This window comes from Aurantimonas sp. HBX-1, from assembly GCF_021391535.1.
In the GTDB taxonomy this organism is placed as follows: Bacteria; Pseudomonadota; Alphaproteobacteria; order Rhizobiales; family Rhizobiaceae; genus Aurantimonas.
Map to the genome: position 1 here is coordinate 1,745,113 of NZ_CP090066.1, position 18,271 is coordinate 1,763,383.

The following is an 18,271-nucleotide window of genomic DNA, read 5'->3' on the forward strand; positions in this document are numbered from 1 at the left end:
AGACGATAGATGCTTCAGGATAAAGACCGCATCTTCACCAACATCTACGGTCTCAGGGACAAGAGCCTGAAGGCCGCGATGAAGCGTGGCCATTTCGATGGCGCGGCCGAGATCATCGGCAAGGGCCGCGACTGGATCATCAACGAGATGAAGGCGTCGGGCCTGCGCGGACGCGGCGGCGCCGGCTTTCCGACCGGGCTGAAATGGTCCTTCATGCCGAAGGAAGCCGATCCCGCCCGCCCGCATTACCTCGTCATCAACGCCGACGAATCCGAACCCGGGACCTGCAAGGACCGGGAGATCATGCGCAACGACCCGTTCACGCTGATCGAGGGCTGCATCTATGCGGGTTTCTCGATGGCGGCGCACACCTGCTACATCTATGTCCGCGGCGAATACGTGCGCGAGCGCCAGGCGCTGCAGCAGGCGATCGACGAGTGCTACGAGGCGGGTCTGCTCGGCCGGAACAACAAGTGCGGCTGGGACTACGACATCATCGTCCATCACGGCGCCGGGGCCTATATCTGCGGCGAGGAGACGGCGCTGCTCGAAAGCCTCGAGGGCAAGAAGGGCCAGCCGCGGCTGAAGCCGCCGTTCCCGGCCAATGTCGGCCTCTACGGCTGCCCGACCACGGTCAACAACGTCGAGTCGATCGCAGTCGCGCCGACCATCCTGCGCCGCGGCGGCGCCTGGTTCGCCGGCATCGGTCGTCAGAACAACACCGGGACCAAGCTCTTCTGCATCTCCGGCCATGTCGAGCGGCCGTGCACGGTGGAAGAGGCCATGGGCATCTCCTTCCGCGAGCTGATCGAGAAGCATTGCGGCGGCATTCGCGGCGGCTGGGACAATCTGCTGGCGGTGATTCCCGGCGGCTCCTCGGTGCCGCTGGTGCCGGCGGCAGACATCATCGACGCGCCCATGGATTTCGACGGGCTGCGCGACATCAAGACGTCGCTCGGCACCGCCGCTGTGATCGTCATGGACCAGTCGACGGATATCGTCCGGGCGATCGCGCGGCTCTCCTACTTCTACAAGCACGAGAGCTGCGGCCAGTGCACGCCGTGCCGCGAGGGCACCGGCTGGATGTGGCGTGTGATGGAGCGCCTGGCGACGGGCAACGCGCAGAAGCGCGAGATCGACATGCTGCTGGACGTGACCAAGCAGGTCGAAGGCCACACGATCTGCGCCCTCGGCGACGCCGCCGCCTGGCCGATCCAGGGTCTGGTGCGGCACTTCCGCGCCGAGATCGAGCGGCGCATCGACGAGTTCACGCGCAACGCGGATGCCGACCGCCGGCCCGTGCTCGAAGCGGCCGAATAGGCAGGATCTGGCAGATGACCAAGCTGAGAGTCGACAATATCGAGGTCGAGGTACCGGACCATTTCACGCTGCTGCAGGCTTGCGAGGCCGCCGGCGCCGAGATCCCGCGCTTCTGCTTCCACGAGCGCCTGTCGATCGCCGGCAATTGCCGCATGTGCCTGGTCGAGGTGAAGGGTGGACCGCCGAAGCCGGCGGCGTCCTGCGCCATGGGCGTGCGCGACCTCAGGCCCGGGCCGAACGGCGAGCTGCCGGAAGTCTTCACCACCACGCCGATGGTCAAGAAGGCGCGCGAGGGCGTGCTCGAATTCCTGCTGATCAACCATCCGCTGGATTGCCCGATCTGCGACCAGGGCGGCGAATGCGACCTGCAGGACCAGGCGATGGCCTTCGGCGTCGACCGCTCGCGCTACCAGGAGAACAAGCGCGCGGTCGAAGACAAATATATCGGCCCGCTGGTCAAGACGATCATGACCCGGTGCATCCACTGCACCCGCTGCGTCCGCTTCACCACGGAAGTCGCCGGCATTTCCGAACTCGGCCTGGTCGGCCGCGGCGAGGATGCCGAGATCACTACCTTCCTCGAGCAGGCGATGACCTCGGAGCTGCAGGGCAACGTCATCGACCTCTGCCCGGTCGGCGCGCTGACCTCGCGGCCCTACGCTTTCCAGGCGCGGCCGTGGGAGCTGTCGAAGACCGAGACCGTCGACGTCATGGACGCGGTCGGCTCGGCGATCCGGGTGGATACGCGCGGCCGCGAGGTCATGCGGATCCTGCCGCGCACCAATGACGAGATCAACGAGGAGTGGATCTCCGACAAGACCCGCTTCGTCTGGGACGGTCTGCGCACCCAGCGCCTCGACCAGCCTTACGTCCGGCAGGACGGGCGGCTGCGCCCGGCGAGCTGGGCCGAGGCCTTCGCCGCCATCAAGGCGCGGGTCGACGGTGTCGACGGCAGCCGCATCGGCGCCGTCGCCGGGGACCTCGTGGCCGTCGAGGAGATGTGGGCGCTGAAGCGGCTGATGGCCGAGCTCGGCTCGACCAGCCTCGACTGCCGCCAGGACGGCGCGCAGCTCGACCCCGCAGATGGCCGGGCGTCCTATCTCTTCAACACCACCATCGCCGGCATCGAGCATGCCGACGCGCTGCTGATCATCGGCGCCAATCCGCGCTTCGAAGCCTCCGTGCTGAATGCCCGGATCCGCAAGCGCTGGCGGATGGGCGGCTTCCCGATCGGGGTGATCGGCGAGCCGATCGACCTTCGCTACGACGCCACCTATCTCGGCGCCGGCAGCGACACGCTCTCCGACATCGAGGGGGCCAGCAAGGGCTTCTTCGACGCGCTGATGGCCGCCGAGCGACCGATGATCATCCTCGGCCAGGGCCCGCTTGCCGGGCGTGACGGCGCGGGCGTTCTGGCGGCGGTCGCCGCTCTCGCCCGCCAGGTCGGTGCGATCAGTGGAGACTGGAACGGCTTCAACGTCCTCCACACCGCCGCGTCGCGCGTCGGCGGCCTCGATATCGGCTTCGTGCCGGGCGAGTCCGGGCAGGACTTCGCCGCGATGACGGCAGGCGGCGTCGACGTGCTGTTCAACCTCGGTGCCGACGAGGTCGACATCGCCGCCGGGCCGTTCGTCGTCTACATCGGCACGCATGGCGATCGCGGCGCGCACCGCGCCGACGTCATCCTGCCGGGCGCGGCCTATACCGAGAAGTCCGGGACCTGGGTGAACGTCGAGGGCAGGGCGCAGATCGGCAGCCGCGCCTCCTTCCCGCCCGGCGACGCGCGCGAGGACTGGGCGATCCTGCGGGCCCTGTCGGCCGTGCTGGGACGCACGCTGCCCTTCGATTCCCTTGCGGCGCTGCGGCGCGACTTGTATCAGTCGCACCCGTGGATGCAGTCCGACTTCGTCGAGCCTGCGGACGCCGCGGCCATCCTGGCGCTCGCCGATCGCGCGCCCAGGCTTTCGGGCCTCTCCTTCGCCTCGCATATCGGCGACTTCTACCTGACCAATCCGATCGCTCGCGCCTCGAAGGTGATGGCCGAATGTTCGCAGCTGGCGCACGACGCGCAGCTCGAAGCCGCAGAGTAAGGGACGGCGACCGTGGCAGACATGTTTTCCCTCTACGTCCTACCGGGCCTGATCATCCTGGCGCAGAGCGTCCTGTTCCTCGTCGTCCTGCTCGTCCTGATCGCCTACATCCTGCTCGCCGACCGCAAGATCTGGGCGGCGGTGCAGCTGCGCCGCGGCCCCAACGTCGTCGGGCCCTGGGGCCTGTTCCAGTCCTTCGCCGACCTCCTGAAGTTCGTGCTGAAGGAGCCGGTGATCCCGGCGAGCGCCGACAAGATCGTCTTCCTGCTGGCGCCGCTGGTGGCGGTGACGCTGGCGCTGGCGACCTTCGCGGTGGTGCCGGTCGCCAATGGCTGGGTGATCGCCGACATCAATCTCGGCATCCTCTACGTCTTCGCCATCTCCTCGCTCGAGGTCTACGGCGTGATCATGGGCGGCTGGGCTTCCAACTCGAAATACGCCTTCCTCGGCGCGCTGCGCTCGGCGGCGCAGATGGTCTCCTACGAAGTCTCGATCGGCTTCGTCATCGTCACCGTGCTGCTCTGCGTCGGGTCGCTCAACCTGACAGACATCGTGCTGGCGCAGCAGATCGGACTGGGCACCATGGTCGGCCTGCCGAGCTCCTTCCTCGACTGGCACTGGCTTGGCCTGTTCCCGATGTTCGTCGTGTTCTTCATCTCGGCCCTGGCCGAGACGAACCGGCCGCCCTTCGACCTGCCGGAGGCCGAGTCCGAGCTCGTCGCGGGGTTCATGGTCGAGTACGGCTCGACCCCGTACATGATGTTCATGCTCGGCGAGTACGCGGCCATCACCCTGATGTGCTGCCTGATGACCATCCTGTTCATGGGTGGCTGGCTGCCGCCGCTGGATTTTCCGCCCTTCACCTGGGTCCCGGGCGTCGTCTGGTTCCTTGCCAAGGTCGCGCTGTGCTTCTTCATGTTCGCCATGGTGAAGGCCTTCGTGCCGCGCTACCGCTACGACCAGCTGATGCGGCTCGGCTGGAAGGTGTTCCTGCCGATCTCGCTGGCGATGGTGGTGATTGTCGCCTTCGTGCTGCAGTTCATGGGCTGGGGCCCGGTGGTCCTATGACCGACCCGGCGCTCATCGGTGCCCTTGTCGGTCTCGTCATCGGCGTCGGCGACTTCTTCCTGCTCGGCTACATGCGGGACATGATGGCGCGTCGGCGCTCTTCGGAGCCGGTCGGCCCCAGCCTGGCGCTGCAAGTGGCGCGGTTCTCGCAGCTAATTCTCTTTCCGGTCGTCGGCTGGTTCGTCGGCCCGGTCATTGCCTCGAACATGGGAGGCTAGGTCTTCATGAACGCCATCGCCCAGACCGTCCGGTCGCTGTTCCTCGTCGAGTTCGTGAAGGCCTTCGGCCTGTCGATGCGGTACTTCTTCGCGCCCAAGGCGACCGTGAACTACCCGTTCGAGAAGAACCCGGTGAGCCCGCGCTTCCGCGGCGAGCACGCGCTGCGGCGCTATCCGAACGGCCAGGAGCGCTGCATCGCCTGCAAGCTGTGCGAGGCGATCTGCCCGGCCCAGGCGATCACCATCGAGGCCGGCCCGCGCCGCAACGACGGCACCCGCCGCACGGTGCGCTACGACATCGACATGGTGAAGTGCATCTATTGCGGCTTCTGCCAGGAGGCCTGCCCGGTTGACGCGATCGTCGAGGGGCCGAATTTCGAGTTCGCGACCGAGACCCGGGAAGAGCTCTATTACGACAAGGAGCGGCTGCTCGCCAACGGCGACCGCTGGGAGCGGGAACTCGCCCGCAACATTGCGCTCGACGCGCCTTACCGTTAATCGGCGGGGGCGATGCGCCCCGGCCCGCACCCCTGAATCCGCCTGCGGTAGCAGCTGCCGCCGGCACCCGACTTTCCGAGGCGGCGGCCTGCCGGCCGCCTGAAAGACCACCACAAGGAGCCCGACCATGCTGGGCCTTCCGGCACTGTTCTTCTACGTCTTCGCGCTGATCGCGGTCGGTGCCGCCCTGATGGTCGTGTTCGCGCGCAATCCGGTGCACTCGGTGCTCTTCCTGATCCTCACCTTCGTCGCCGCGGCCGGGCTGTTCCTGCTCGTCGGGGCGGAGTTCCTGGCGCTGATCCTCATCGTCGTCTATGTCGGCGCCGTCGCGATCCTGTTCCTGTTCGTGGTGATGATGCTCGACCTCGATTTCGGGCGGATGAAGCAGGGCGCGCTGAAATATGCGCCGATCGGGGCGATCATCGGCATGGTGCTGCTCGCCGAGCTGATCATCGCGGTCACCGGCAACTACTACGACCCGCAGCTGTCCGCCGCCACGGCGATGCCGATGCTGCCGGTCGCCGCGATGTCGAACATCGAACAGCTCGGGAGCGTGCTCTACACGCGCTACATCCTGTTCTTCCAGCTCGCCGGACTGATCCTCTTCGTCGCGATGATCGGGGCGATCGTCCTGACGCTGCGCCACAAGGAAGGGCTGAAGCGCCAGTCGATCCCGACGCAGGTCGCGCGCAACCCGGCTACCGCCATCGAGATCCGCAAGGTCGAGAGCGGCAAGGGCATCTGAGAGCGAAGGAATTGGCAATGGAAGTCGGTCTCGGACACTACCTCACAGTCGGCGCGATCCTGTTCGTCACGGGCGTCTTCGGCATCTTCATGAACCGCAAGAACATCATCACGATCCTGATGTCGGTCGAGCTGATCCTGCTCGCCGTTAACATCAACTTCGTGGCGTTCTCGGCCTTCCTCAACGACCTCGTCGGGCAGGTCTTCGCGCTCTTCGTGCTGACCGTCGCGGCCGCCGAAGCGGCGATCGGCCTCGCCATCCTGGTGGTCTTCTTCCGTATCCGCGGCTCCATCGCCGTCGACGACGTCAACACGATGAAAGGCTGATCGAGCGTGTATCAGATCATCGTCCTGCTGCCGCTCGCCGGCTTCCTCGTCGCCGGCCTGTTCGGCAACGCCATCGGCGCCAAGGCCGCCGAGTACATCACCTCGGCCTTCCTGATCGTCGCTGCGGCGCTGTCGTGGTTCGCCTTCGTCACCTTCGGCTTCGGCGAGGGCGAGACGCTGCGCATCCCGCTGCTGACGTGGATTCAGTCCGGGGGACTCGACGTCGACTGGTCGCTGCGGATCGACCGGCTGACCCTCGTCATGCTGGTGGTGGTCAACACCGTCTCGGCCTTGGTGCACGTCTACTCGATCGGCTACATGCACCACGACCCGCACCGGCCGCGCTTCTTCGCCTATCTGTCGCTGTTCACCTTCGCCATGCTGATGCTGGTGACCTCGAACAATCTCGTGCAGATGTTCTTCGGCTGGGAGGGCGTCGGCCTGGCGTCCTATCTGCTGATCGGCTTCTGGTACAAGAAGCCGTCGGCCAACGCCGCCGCGATGAAGGCCTTCGTCGTCAACCGCGTCGGCGACTTCGGCTTCGTCCTCGGCATCTTCGGCGTCTACGTGCTGTTCGGCTCGGTCAGTCTCGACACGATCTTCGCGGGTGCGGCGGATCTCGCCGCGCAGATGGGCGGGGAGGGTGCCGAGGCCGCGACCGCGGTGGGCGAGCCGGTGCTGAGCTTCGCCGGCTACGCGCTCGGCATGGGCGCGGCGCTGACGACGGTCTGCCTGCTGCTGTTCATGGGCGCCATGGGCAAGTCGGCCCAGATCGGCCTGCACACCTGGCTGCCGGACGCGATGGAAGGCCCGACCCCGGTCTCGGCGCTGATCCATGCGGCGACGATGGTCACTGCCGGCGTCTTCCTCGTCGCACGCATGTCGCCGCTCTTCGAGCTCAGCCACACCGCGCTCACCGTCGTGACCTTCGTCGGCGCCACCACCGCGATCTTCGCGGCGACGGTCGGCCTCGTGCAGAACGACATCAAGCGCGTCATCGCCTACTCGACCTGTTCGCAGCTCGGCTACATGTTCGTGGCGCTCGGCGTTGGCGCCTACAGCGTCGCGATCTTCCACCTGTTCACCCACGCCTTCTTCAAGGCGCTGCTGTTCCTCGGCGCCGGCTCGGTGATCCATGCCGTCTCCGACGAGCAGGACATGCGCCGCATGGGCGGGCTCCGGAAGCACATCCCGAAGACCTACTGGATGATGGTGATCGGCACGCTCGCCCTGACCGGCTTCCCGTTCACCGCCGGCTATTTCTCCAAGGACGCGATCATCGAGGCGGCCTTCGTCGGCCACAACAGCATGGCCATGTATGGCTGGGGCATGACGGTGTTCGCCGCGCTGCTGACCAGCTTCTACTCGTGGCGGCTGATCTTCATGACCTTCCACGGCAAGCCGCGCGCGTCGGCCGACGTCATGCACCACATCCATGAATCGCCGCCGGTGATGCTCGTGCCGCTCTACGTGCTGGCCGTCGGTGCGCTGTTCGCCGGCATCGTCTTTGCCGACGCCTTCATCGACGGCGGCTACGACGCCTTCTGGCTCAGCGCCCTGTTCACCGGGCCGGAGAACCACGTTCTCCACGACATGCACGAGATATCGTTCGGGATCGTCATCCTGCCGACGGTGCTGATGGCGGTGGGCTTCGCGCTGGCCTGGCTGTTCTACATCCGCTCGCCGGAGCGGCCGCGGCAGCTCGCCGAGCGTCATCACGGCCTCTACCAGTTCCTGCTCAACAAGTGGTATTTCGACGAGCTCTACAACTTCCTGTTCGTCCGCCCGGCGATCGCGCTCGGCCGCATCCTCTGGCGGGTGGGCGACGGGCGGATCATCGACGGGATGGGGCCTGACGGCGTCTCGGCGCGGGTGCTCGACGTGACCAACCGGGTCGTGCGGCTGCAGACCGGCTATCTCTACCATTACGCCTTCGCGATGCTGATCGGCGTCGCGGCGCTGGTCACCTGGACGATGCTCGGGGGAGCCAATTGATGACCGACTGGCCGATCCTCTCGACCGTCACGTTCCTGCCGCTGGTCGGGGCGCTGCTGATCCTGTTCATCCGCGACGACAACGACCTGGCGCGCCGCAACATCCGTGCGGTGGCGCTGTGGACGACGGCGTTCACCTTCGTCCTGTCGCTGTGGATCTGGGTGGATTTCGACCCGACCGTCGCCGGCTTCCAGATGGTCGAGCAGGCCGACTGGCTGGGCGGCGGCATCACCTACCATATGGGCGTCGACGGCATTTCCATGCTGTTCGTCATCCTTACGACCTTCCTGATGCCGATCTGCATCCTCGCCAGCACCGAGTCGGTACAGTTCCGGGTGAAGGAGTACATGATCGCGTTCCTCGTGCTGGAGACGCTGGTCATCGGCGTGTTCTGCGCGCTCGACCTCGTGCTGTTCTACGTGTTCTTCGAGGGCGGCCTGATCCCGATGTTCCTGATCATCGGCGTGTGGGGCGGCAAGCGGCGGATCTACGCGAGCTACAAGTTCTTCCTCTACACCTTCCTCGGCTCGGTGCTGATGCTCGTCGCCATCATGGCGATGTACTGGGATGCCGGCACGACCTCGATCCCGGACCTGCTGGCGCACCAGTTCCCGGCATCGATGCAGCCCTGGCTGTGGTTCGCCTTCTTCGCCTCCTTCGCGGTGAAGATGCCGATGTGGCCGGTCCACACGTGGCTTCCCGACGCGCACGTGGAGGCGCCGACGGCGGGCTCGGTGATCCTGGCGGGCATCCTCCTGAAGCTCGGCGGCTACGGCTTCCTGCGCTTCTCGCTGCCGATGTTCCCGCTGGCCTCGGCCGACTTCGCGCCGTTCGTCTACACGCTGTCGGTCGTCGCGATCATCTACACCTCGCTGGTCGCGCTGGTGCAGACGGACATCAAGAAGCTGATCGCCTATTCGTCGGTGGCGCACATGGGCTTCGTGACCATGGGCATCTTCGCCGCCAACCAGCAGGGCGTCGAGGGAGCGATCTTCCAGATGCTTTCGCATGGCCTGGTCTCCGGCGCGCTGTTCCTCTGCGTCGGCGTCATCTACGACCGCATGCACACCCGGGAGATCGCGGCCTATGGCGGGCTCGTCAGCCGCATGCCGAACTACGCGGTGGTGATGCTGATCTTCACCATGGCCAATGTCGGCCTGCCGGGCACCAGCGGCTTCGTCGGCGAGTTCCTGACGCTGATCGGCGTCTTCCAGGTGAACTCGTGGGTGGCGATCTTCGCCGCCACCGGCGTGATCCTCTCGGCGGCCTACGCGCTCTGGCTGTACCGCCGGGTGATCTACGGCGTGCTGGAGAAGGAGAGCCTGCGCTCGATCCTCGACCTGTCGCGGCGTGAGAAGCTGCTGCTCTATCCGCTGGTCGCTCTCATCATCTTCTTCGGCGTCTATCCGATGCCGGTCTTCAACGTGACTGCCGTCTCGGTCGAGAATCTGGTCAGCGGCTACACGGCAGCGCTCGAATCCGCCTCGGCGGTCGCTCGGGCGCAGTAACAGCGGGAACGGAACGCCTATGCTTTCGGACATGTTGGCCACGAGCCTTCCGATCGTCGCTCCCGAGCTGATCATGGCGGTCGGCGCGATGCTGCTGCTGATGATCGGGGTCTTCACCGGGGAGCGGAGCGCCCAGACCGTCACCGGCCTGTCGGTGGCGCTGATCATCATCGCCGGCCTGTGGCTGGTGCTGGTGACGCCGCTCGGCGTGGCCTTCGGCGGCTCCTTCATCCTCGACCCGTTTGCCGTGTTCATGAAGGTGCTGGTGCTGATCGGCGCGGCGGCGGCGGTGGTGATGTCCGTCGGCTTTGCCGAGAGCGAGCGCTTCAACCGCTTCGAGTTCCCGGTGCTGATCGTCCTGTCGACCACCGGCATGATGGTGATGGTCTCGGCGGGGGACATGATCGGCCTCTATCTCGGGCTCGAGCTGCAGTCGCTGGCGATCTACGTCCTGGCGGCGATCAACCGCGATTCCGTCCGCTCGACCGAGGCGGGCCTGAAATACTTCGTCCTGGGCGCGCTGTCCTCGGGCATGCTGCTCTATGGCGCCTCGCTGATCTACGGCTTTACCGGGCAGATCGAGTTCGATGCGATCGCGGCGGCGGTGACCGGCGGCGAGCGCTCGCTCGGCGTCATCGTCGGCCTGGTCTTCGTCCTGGCCGGCCTTGCCTTCAAGATCTCGGCCGTGCCGTTCCACATGTGGACGCCGGATGTCTACGAGGGCGCGCCGACGCCGATCACGGCCTTCATGGCCGGCGCGCCGAAGGTCGCCGCCATGGCGCTGCTGACCCGCTTCACCGTGCAGGGCTTCGGACCGCTTTCGGTCGACTGGCAGCAGGTGCTGGTGTTCATCTCGATCGCCTCGATGGCATTCGGGGCTTTCGCCGCCATCGGCCAGCGCAACATCAAGCGGCTGATGGCCTACTCGTCGATCAGCCACATGGGCTACGCGCTGGTCGGCCTGTCCGCCGGAACGGCCGAGGGCGTGCGGGGCGTGCTGCTCTACATGGCGATCTATCTCGCCATGACGCTCGGCTCCTTCGCGGTGATCCTCGCAATGCGCCGCCGGGACGGGATGGTCGAGGACATCGACGATCTCGCCGGCCTGTCGAGGACCAACCCCGCGATGGCGCTGTTCCTGACCATCCTGATGCTGTCGCTGGCAGGCCTGCCGCCGCTCGCCGGGTTCTTCGCCAAGTACTTCGTGTTCATGGCGGCGGTCGAGGCCGGGCTCTACGCGCTCGCGGTGATCGGCGTTCTCGCCAGCGTCGTCGGCCTCTACTACTACCTGCGGATCGTCAAGGTGATGTGGTTCGACGAGGCCGTGGAGGATTTCGTCCCGATGGCGATGGAGCTGCGCGTCGTGCTCGGCATCTCGGCGCTGTTCATCTTCCCGGTCTATCTGCTGGTCGGCGGTCCGATCTTCGCCGCCGCCGAGGCGGCGGCCCGGACCTTCTTCTGACGGTGGCTGCGACCTCTTCGGCGCACCGACGGCTGGCTCTCGGCGAAGTCACCTCCACCAACAGCGTGGCGCTGGAAGCCGCCCGCTCCGGCGATCCCGGCCCGCTCTGGGTCACCGCCGAGCGGCAGTCGGAGGGCCGGGGCCGGCGGGGGCGCAGCTGGGTCTCGGAGCCGGGCAATCTCTACGCCAGCCTGCTGACCATCGACCCGGCACCGCTGGAGCATCTGTCGAAGCTGCCGTTGGTCGCCTCGCTCGGGATTCGCGACGGTCTGGCCCAAATTCTGCCCGACCGGGCGACGGTCGCCGTGAAATGGCCGAACGACGTGCTGATCGGCGGCGCCAAGGCGGTCGGTATCCTGCTGGAGAGCGAACGCCTGCCGGATGGCCGAATGGCGGTGGTCATCGGTTGCGGGGTCAACGTTTCACTGATACCCGATGAGGCTCCGTATCCGGTCACCAGCCTCGCGCGGGAAGGGGCCGGCGAATTCGCGCTCGATGCCGTGTTCGCGGCCGTTGCCGCGGGTCTCGCCGAGTCGCTCGGCCGCTTCAATCGCGGGCGTGGCTTCGACAGGGTCCGCCGGGAATGGCTGGCGAGCGCCGTCGGTGTCGGTGCGGTGTGCCGGGTCGCGATGGCGGACCGGACGCTGACCGGACGGTTCGAGGCGCTCGACGAGGAGGGTCGGCTGATCCTCCTGCGCGAGGACCAAACGCGCATGGCGATTTCCGCCGGCGACCTGTTTTTTCTGGAGGCAGATGCCCGAAAGGCGCCCTCCGGCATGGCGGCCCAGCCGTCACGTTGAATTTGGACTGAGAACGAAACCCACCGAGCGCGGCCCTGCCGCGCCGTGACATGACGCGAAAGAAGAAACAGCTTGAGTGAGCTACTGTTCGTGCCGCTAGGCGGCATCGGCGAGATCGGCATGAATCTCGCCCTCTACGGCTATGGTCCCGAGGAAGACCGCCAGTGGATCATGGTCGACTGCGGCGTATCCTTCGCCGGACCGGATTTCCCCGGAGCAGACCTGATCCTGCCCGACACGCGATTCCTCGAAGAGGAGCGGCATGCCCTCAAGGGCATCGTCATCACCCATGCGCATGAGGACCATTACGGCGCGCTGCTCGATCTCTGGCCGCGCCTGAACAAGGTGCCGGTCTACGCCACGGCGTTCACCGCTGCGCTGCTGGCGGCCAAGCGCGAGGGCGAGGCCGGGGCGCCGAAGATCCCGGTCGAGATCTTCGCGGCGGGCGATCGCTTCAAGGTCGGACCGTTCGAGATCGAGGCGATCAACGTCACCCATTCGATTCCCGAACCTGTCGCGCTGGCGATCCGCTCGCCCGCCGGAACGGTGGTCCACACCGGCGACTGGAAGATCGACGCGACGCCGGTGCTCGGCAAGCCGACCGACGAGAAGCGGCTGCGCGAGATCGGCGACGAGGGCGTGCTGGCGATGATCGCCGACTCGACCAACGCCATGCGCGAAGGCATCAGCCCCAGCGAGAAGGAGGTCTCGGCCTCGCTCGGCGACATCATCCGCGCTGCCAAGGGGCGGGTCGCGGTAACCACCTTCTCCTCCAATGTCGGGCGTATCCGCTCGATCGCCGCGGCGGCGCGCGACGCCGGCCGCCAGGTCCTGCTGATGGGCCGCTCGATGCGGCGGGTCTGCGACGTGGCCGGCGAACTCGGCTACCTCGAGGGCATCCCGCCTTTCCTCGGCGAACAGGATTTCGGGTACATCCCGCCGGAAAAGGCGGTGATCATCCTGACCGGCAGCCAGGGCGAGCCGCGGGCGGCGCTGGCGCGGCTGTCGCGCAACGAGCATCCGTCGGTGTCGCTGTCCAAGGGCGACCTGGTGATCTTCTCCTCGCGCTCGATCCCCGGCAACGAGAAGGGCATCATCGAGATCAAGAACGCCCTGATCGAACGCGGCATCGAGGTGCTGGAGGACGGCGCCAAGCTGGTGCACGTCTCCGGTCATCCGCGGCGCAGCGAGATGCGGCAGATGTACGAATGGGTGCGTCCGAAGATCGCCATTCCCGCCCATGGCGAGGCTGCGCACCTCACCGCCCACGCGGCACTGGCGAGCGAGCTCGGCGTCCGTGAGGTCGTCCAGGTCCGCAATGGCGGCGTCGTACGTCTCGCGCCGGGCGCTGCGGCGATCATCGACGAGGTCCCGGTCGGCCGCCTCTACAAGGACGGGCGCCTGATCGGCTCGGCCGAGGAAATGGGCATCAACGAGCGGCGCCGCCTGTCGAATGTCGGGCAGGTCTCGGTGCTGGTGGAATTGACCGGCAAGCTGCAGATGCGCGAGGATCCCGACCTCGTCGCGCTCGGCATGCCGAAGGACGACGCCGCCGGCGAGGAGATCGAGGAGATCATGATCGACGCCGCCGCCGGCGCCGTCGAGAGCATCCCGCCGGCCCGGCGCAAGGATCTCGACCTCGTCGCCGAAGCGGTGCGCCGCGCGGTCCGCGGGGCGGCGTTCGAGGCCTGGGGAAAGAAGCCGATCGTGACGGTGTTCGTCACCCGTTCCTGAGGAAGCGCGATGCTCGGTCGCCTCAACCACGTGGCGCTCGCCGTGCCGGATCTTGCGGCGGCGAGCGAGCGCTATCGGACCATGCTCGGTGCCACGGTGTCCGCACCGTCGGCCTTGCCGGAGCATGGGGTGACAGTGGCATTCGTGGATCTCGGCAACACCAAGATCGAACTCCTGGAGCCGCTCGGCGACAATTCGCCCATTGCGGCCTTCCTGGCGAAGAGCCCAAAAGGCGGCATGCATCATGTGTGCTACGAAGTGAGCGACATCCGCGCGGCCCGCGACCAGATCCTGGCCGCGGGCGGGCGGGTGCTCGGCGACGGGGAACCACGTATCGGAGCGCATGGCAGGCCGGTGCTGTTCGTGCATCCGGGCGACGTGTTCGGGACTCTCACCGAACTGGAGCAGGCGTGACCATGGGCTGGATCTCGGCACTCGCCGTCTATTTCATCATCTGGTGGACGTCGCTCTTCGTCATCCTGCCGCTCGGACACCGCTCGCAGATCGAGAACGACGACGTGACGCTCGGCACCGATCACGGCGCCCCGTCCGAGGCGCGCATGGTCCGCAAGTTCGTGCAGACGACACTGCTGGCCAGCGTGATCTTCGCGGCGTTCTATCTGGTGACGCAGGTCTGGGGCCTCAGCCCGGACGACTTCCCGAACTTCATTCCCGGCAACTGAGCCGGCCACGGCGTTCCCGCGGACAGACAAAAGACGGTCTTTGCTGGCGGGACGACTTCCTGGCGGGGCGAAACCCGGACCGCGTTGGGGGGAGGGGAAAGCCGATCTGCGGGGGGAGGGGAAAGCCGATCTGCGGGCAAAAAAAATGCAAGGCTTTCGCCTTGCATCGTGAATTTGCGTGCCTGGATTTCACACCGAAGACATTGTTCGGGGCTGCGACGACATGTCGCGCCGGAAATCGCGTCCTCCCGAGACTAGACCGCAGCCGGCGCCTCACGGGCGCCTTGTTTATGGAGCCGAACGTTAGCCAGACCGCCGCGGCTTGTCACGCGAAATTTGCGGCGATGTAAATTTTGATCGCTCCGCAGGGCCCCGTGCTGCGGCCCGCCCCCGCCTCGTCCCTCCCGCCTTCCCATTGCCCGGTCTAACGGTTATGAGGCGGCTCCGCGGCCCGTCGTGGCCGCCGACCCTGGATCTGACCGGACTCATCATGCGCCTGTCGCGATATTTTCTGCCGATTCTCAAGGAAACCCCGAAGGAAGCCGAGATCGTATCGCATCGGCTGATGCTGCGGGCCGGGATGATCCGGCAGCAGGCCGCAGGCATCTATTCGTTCCTGCCGCTGGGCAAGCGGGTGCTCGACAAGGTCTGCAAGATCGTCCGCGAGGAGCAGGACCGTTCCGGCGCGATCGAATTGCTGATGCCGACGATCCAGTCCGCGGATCTCTGGCGCGAGAGCGGGCGCTATGACGATTACGGCAAGGAGATGCTGCGCATCGAGGATCGCCACGGCCGCGACCTGCTGTTCGGTCCGACCAACGAGGAGATGGTCACCGACATCTTCCGCTCGTCCGTGCGCTCCTACAAGGACCTGCCGCTCAACCTCTACCACATCCAGTGGAAGTTCCGGGACGAGGTCCGGCCGCGCTTCGGCGTAATGCGCAGCCGCGAGTTCCTGATGAAGGACGCCTATTCCTTCGATCTCGACTTCGAATCGGCGCGCACGTCCTACGACAGGATGTTCGTCGCCTATCTGCGGACCTTCCAGCGCTGCGGCCTGAAGGCAATCCCGATGCGCGCCGACACCGGGCCGATCGGCGGCGACCTCAGCCACGAATTCATTATCCTCGCCGCCACCGGCGAGAGCGAAGTGTTCTGCCACCGCGACTATCTGGAACTGCCGGTGCCGGGCGCGGACGTGGACTTCAGCGATCCGGCCGCCCTGAGGGTGATCGTCGACACCTGGACGACGCCTTATGCCGCGACGGACGAGATGCACGACACCGCGGCGTGGGACGCCGTCCCGGAAGACGAACGCCTAGCCGCCCGCGGCATAGAGGTGGGCCACATCTTCCACTTCGGCACCAAGTATTCCGCGCCGATGAACGCCGTGGTCACCGGACCGGACGGCAAGGACGTGCCGGTCCACATGGGCTCCTACGGGATCGGCCCGAGCCGGCTGCTGGCGGCGATCATCGAGGCGTCGCACGACGAGAACGGTATCATCTGGCCGAAATCGGTGGCGCCGTTCGACGTCGGGCTGATCAACATGAAGCCCGGCGATCCGGACTGCGACCGCGTCTGCGACGAGCTCTATGCACAACTCGAGGCCGCCGGAGTGGAAGTGCTCTACGACGACCAGGAGACCCGCGCCGGCGCGAAATTCGCCACCATGGACCTCATCGGCCTGCCGCTGCAGCTGATCGTCGGCCCGCGCGGCGCCAAGGCGGGCGAGGCCGAGATCAAGGACCGGGCGAGCGGCGAGCGCGAGACCCTGCCGATCGCCTCGGTCCTCGCCCGGGTGCTGACTTGACCGAAGCGACGCTGGCACCGGCGGCGTCGGGGCAGAAGCGCGGCTCGACGCGGCCCTTCTCTCGATTCGAGTGGATGATCGCCGGGCGCTACCTCCGCGCCCGCCGGCGCGATGCCGGCGTCTCGGTGATCGCCGGCTTCTCCTTCATCGGCATCATGCTCGGCGTCGCGGCGCTGATCATCGTCATGTCGGTGATGAACGGCTTCCGCGGCGAGCTGCTGACCCGCATCCTCGGCGTCAACGGCCACGTCATCCTCTACCCGATCGACCAGCCGCTCAGGGACTTCGACGTCGTGGCCCAACGGGTGGCAGCGGTTCCGGGCGTCGATTTCGCCATGCCGCTGGTGCAGGGCCAGGTGCTCGCCTCCGGCCCCGCCACGACCAGCACGGGCGCGCTGGTGAAGGGCGTGCGGGCGGCCGACCTCGACGAGCTGGCGCCGATCTCGGAAAATATCCGCCAGGGAACGCTGGCCGATTTCGACACCAGCGGCGGCGTCGCCATCGGCATCCGTCTCGCCGAGGCGCTCGGGCTGCGGCTCGACGACAACATCACCCTCGTCTCGCCGGAGGGCGACGTCACGCCGCTCGGCACGACGCCGCGGGTCAAGGCCTATCCGGTCAAGGCGATCTTCGAGATCGGCCTGTCGGAATACGACGCGGCCTATGTCTACATGCCGCTGACCGAGGCCCAGCTGTTCTTCAACCAGGAGGAGCAGGCCCAGTCGATCGAGCTGTTCGTCGACGATCCCGACAAGGTGCAGGCGCTGCAGCCGCAGATCGAGGCGGCGGCGCAGCGCCCGGTCTACACCGTCACCTGGCAGACGCAGAACGAGTCGTTCTTCTCCGCGCTCCAGGTCGAGCGCAACGTCATGTTCATCATCCTGACGCTGATCATCCTCGTCGCGGCCCTGAACATCATCTCCGGCCTGTTCATGCTGGTGAAGGACAAGGGACGGGACATCGCCATCCTGCGCACCATGGGCGCCACCAAGGGCGCGGTGATGCGGGTGTTCCTGATCACCGGCGCGTCGATCGGGCTGGCCGGCACGCTCGCCGGCCTCATCCTCGGCACGGCCTTCTGCCTGAACATCGAGAACATCCGGCTGTTCTTCTCCTGGCTCTCCGGCACGACGCTGTTCAACCCGGAATTCTACTTCCTCAGCCAGCTGCCGGCGGAGATCGACGCCTCCGAGGTCGTGCTGGTCGTGCTGATGGCAGTGGGCCTCTCCTTCGTCGCGACGATCCTGCCGTCCTGGCAGGCGTCCCGGCTCGATCCGGTCGAGGCATTGCGGTACGAATGATGACGGACAACGTTGCGCTGCGGCTCGAAGCGGTCGGTCGACATTTCAAGGAAGGCGAGGGCAAGCTCACGATCCTCGACGGGGCCGAGGTGGAAGTGCGCGCCGGCGAGATGATCGCGCTGGTCGCGCCGTCTGGCGCGGGCAAGTCGACCCTCCTGCACATTGCCGGGCTGCTGGAACGCCCGGACACGGGCGAGGTCTATGTCGGCGGCGAAGCCTGCGGCAGCCTCGGCGACGACCGACGCACCCAGATGCGGCGCCGGTCGATCGGCTTCGTCTACCAGTTCCACCATCTGCTGCCGGAATTCTCCGCCATCGAGAACGTCATGCTGCCGCAGATGATCCTCGGCCTCGGCCGCGCCGACGCAAAGGCCCGCGCCCAGGAGCTGCTGGACTACATGCGGATCGGCAAGCGGGCGCTGCATCGTCCGGCCGAACTGTCGGGCGGCGAGCAGCAGCGCGTGGCGATCGCCCGCGCCGTCGCCAACTCGCCGCATGTGCTGCTCGCCGACGAGCCGACCGGCAATCTCGATCCGACGACCGCCGGCTACGTCTTCGATGCGCTCACCGCCCTGGTCCGCCAGTCCGGCGTCGCAGCGCTGATCGCCACGCACAACCACGAGCTGGCGGCGCGCATGGACCGCTCGATCACCATCGAGCACGGGCGCATCGTGCCGCACCGCTTCGCCTGAAACCCGGCCGGCTGCCGA

General features: G+C 66.7%; 17 protein-coding genes. All 17 read left to right on the forward strand.

Translation table 11 applies throughout. The annotated features are described in order from the left end of the window. Positions 1-9 precede the first annotated feature (9 nt). On the forward strand, positions 10-1,320 hold the full coding sequence (gene nuoF / locus LXB15_RS08280) for an NADH-quinone oxidoreductase subunit NuoF (protein WP_233952345.1): 1,311 nt from the start codon (positions 10-12) through the stop codon (positions 1,318-1,320). 14 nt (positions 1,321-1,334) lie between these two features. Further along, on the forward strand, positions 1,335-3,410 hold the full coding sequence (nuoG, locus tag LXB15_RS08285; protein ID WP_233952346.1) for an NADH-quinone oxidoreductase subunit NuoG: 2,076 nt from the start codon (positions 1,335-1,337) through the stop codon (positions 3,408-3,410). Positions 3,411-3,431: 21 nt separating this feature from the next. Beyond that, positions 3,432-4,478: an NADH-quinone oxidoreductase subunit NuoH gene (gene nuoH, locus LXB15_RS08290; protein ID WP_370640216.1), complete on the forward strand. Its 1,047-nt coding sequence runs from the start codon at positions 3,432-3,434 to the stop codon at positions 4,476-4,478. Then, positions 4,475-4,696, forward strand: a complete 222-nt coding sequence (locus LXB15_RS08295; RefSeq protein ID WP_233952348.1) for a hypothetical protein — start codon at positions 4,475-4,477, stop codon at positions 4,694-4,696. The genes nuoH and LXB15_RS08295 overlap by 4 nt, the downstream gene beginning before the upstream one ends. 6 nt (positions 4,697-4,702) lie before the next feature. Next, positions 4,703-5,194: an NADH-quinone oxidoreductase subunit NuoI gene (gene nuoI / locus LXB15_RS08300; protein WP_163041851.1), complete on the forward strand. Its 492-nt coding sequence runs from the start codon at positions 4,703-4,705 to the stop codon at positions 5,192-5,194. 127 nt (positions 5,195-5,321) lie between these two features. Then, on the forward strand, positions 5,322-5,939 hold the full coding sequence (locus tag LXB15_RS08305) for an NADH-quinone oxidoreductase subunit J (protein WP_233952349.1): 618 nt from the start codon (positions 5,322-5,324) through the stop codon (positions 5,937-5,939). Positions 5,940-5,956: 17 nt separating this feature from the next. Then, positions 5,957-6,265 carry an NADH-quinone oxidoreductase subunit NuoK gene (gene nuoK, locus LXB15_RS08310; protein ID WP_233952350.1) on the forward strand — a complete coding sequence of 103 codons (309 nt, stop codon included), beginning with the start codon at positions 5,957-5,959 and terminating at the stop codon, positions 6,263-6,265. Between the two features lie 6 nt (positions 6,266-6,271). Further along, positions 6,272-8,260, forward strand: a complete 1,989-nt coding sequence (gene nuoL / locus LXB15_RS08315) for an NADH-quinone oxidoreductase subunit L (RefSeq protein WP_233952352.1) — start codon at positions 6,272-6,274, stop codon at positions 8,258-8,260. After that, a complete protein-coding gene (locus LXB15_RS08320; RefSeq protein WP_233952354.1) occupies positions 8,260-9,768 on the forward strand; it encodes an NADH-quinone oxidoreductase subunit M in 1,509 nt (502 codons plus the stop codon). The genes nuoL and LXB15_RS08320 overlap by 1 nt, the downstream gene beginning before the upstream one ends. 19 nt (positions 9,769-9,787) lie before the next feature. Continuing rightward, entirely contained in the window at positions 9,788-11,230 is a 1,443-nt protein-coding gene (gene nuoN, locus LXB15_RS08325; protein ID WP_233952357.1) for an NADH-quinone oxidoreductase subunit NuoN, read from the forward strand. Positions 11,231-11,232: 2 nt separating this feature from the next. Continuing rightward, positions 11,233-12,030 (forward strand): biotin--[acetyl-CoA-carboxylase] ligase, encoded by a 798-nt coding sequence (locus tag LXB15_RS08330; RefSeq protein ID WP_233952360.1) that lies wholly within the window; start codon positions 11,233-11,235, stop codon positions 12,028-12,030. Between the two features lie 120 nt (positions 12,031-12,150). Then, positions 12,151-13,764: a ribonuclease J gene (locus LXB15_RS08335; RefSeq protein WP_233953092.1), complete on the forward strand. Its 1,614-nt coding sequence runs from the start codon at positions 12,151-12,153 to the stop codon at positions 13,762-13,764. A gap of 9 nt (positions 13,765-13,773) precedes the next feature. Beyond that, positions 13,774-14,178, forward strand: coding sequence for a methylmalonyl-CoA epimerase (gene mce / locus LXB15_RS08340; RefSeq protein ID WP_233952363.1), 405 nt, complete (start codon positions 13,774-13,776; stop codon positions 14,176-14,178). A gap of 2 nt (positions 14,179-14,180) precedes the next feature. Next, complete coding sequence (locus LXB15_RS08345) at positions 14,181-14,447, forward strand: DUF1467 family protein (protein ID WP_233953093.1); 267 nt, start codon at positions 14,181-14,183, stop codon at positions 14,445-14,447. A gap of 490 nt (positions 14,448-14,937) precedes the next feature. Continuing rightward, positions 14,938-16,260, forward strand: coding sequence for a proline--tRNA ligase (gene proS / locus LXB15_RS08350; protein WP_233952364.1), 1,323 nt, complete (start codon positions 14,938-14,940; stop codon positions 16,258-16,260). A gap of 74 nt (positions 16,261-16,334) precedes the next feature. Then, a complete protein-coding gene (locus LXB15_RS08355) occupies positions 16,335-17,561 on the forward strand; it encodes a lipoprotein-releasing ABC transporter permease subunit (protein WP_233953094.1) in 1,227 nt (408 codons plus the stop codon). Continuing rightward, on the forward strand, positions 17,561-18,253 hold the full coding sequence (locus tag LXB15_RS08360) for an ABC transporter ATP-binding protein (RefSeq protein WP_233952365.1): 693 nt from the start codon (positions 17,561-17,563) through the stop codon (positions 18,251-18,253). The genes LXB15_RS08355 and LXB15_RS08360 overlap by 1 nt, the downstream gene beginning before the upstream one ends. Positions 18,254-18,271: the final 18 nt, after the last annotated feature.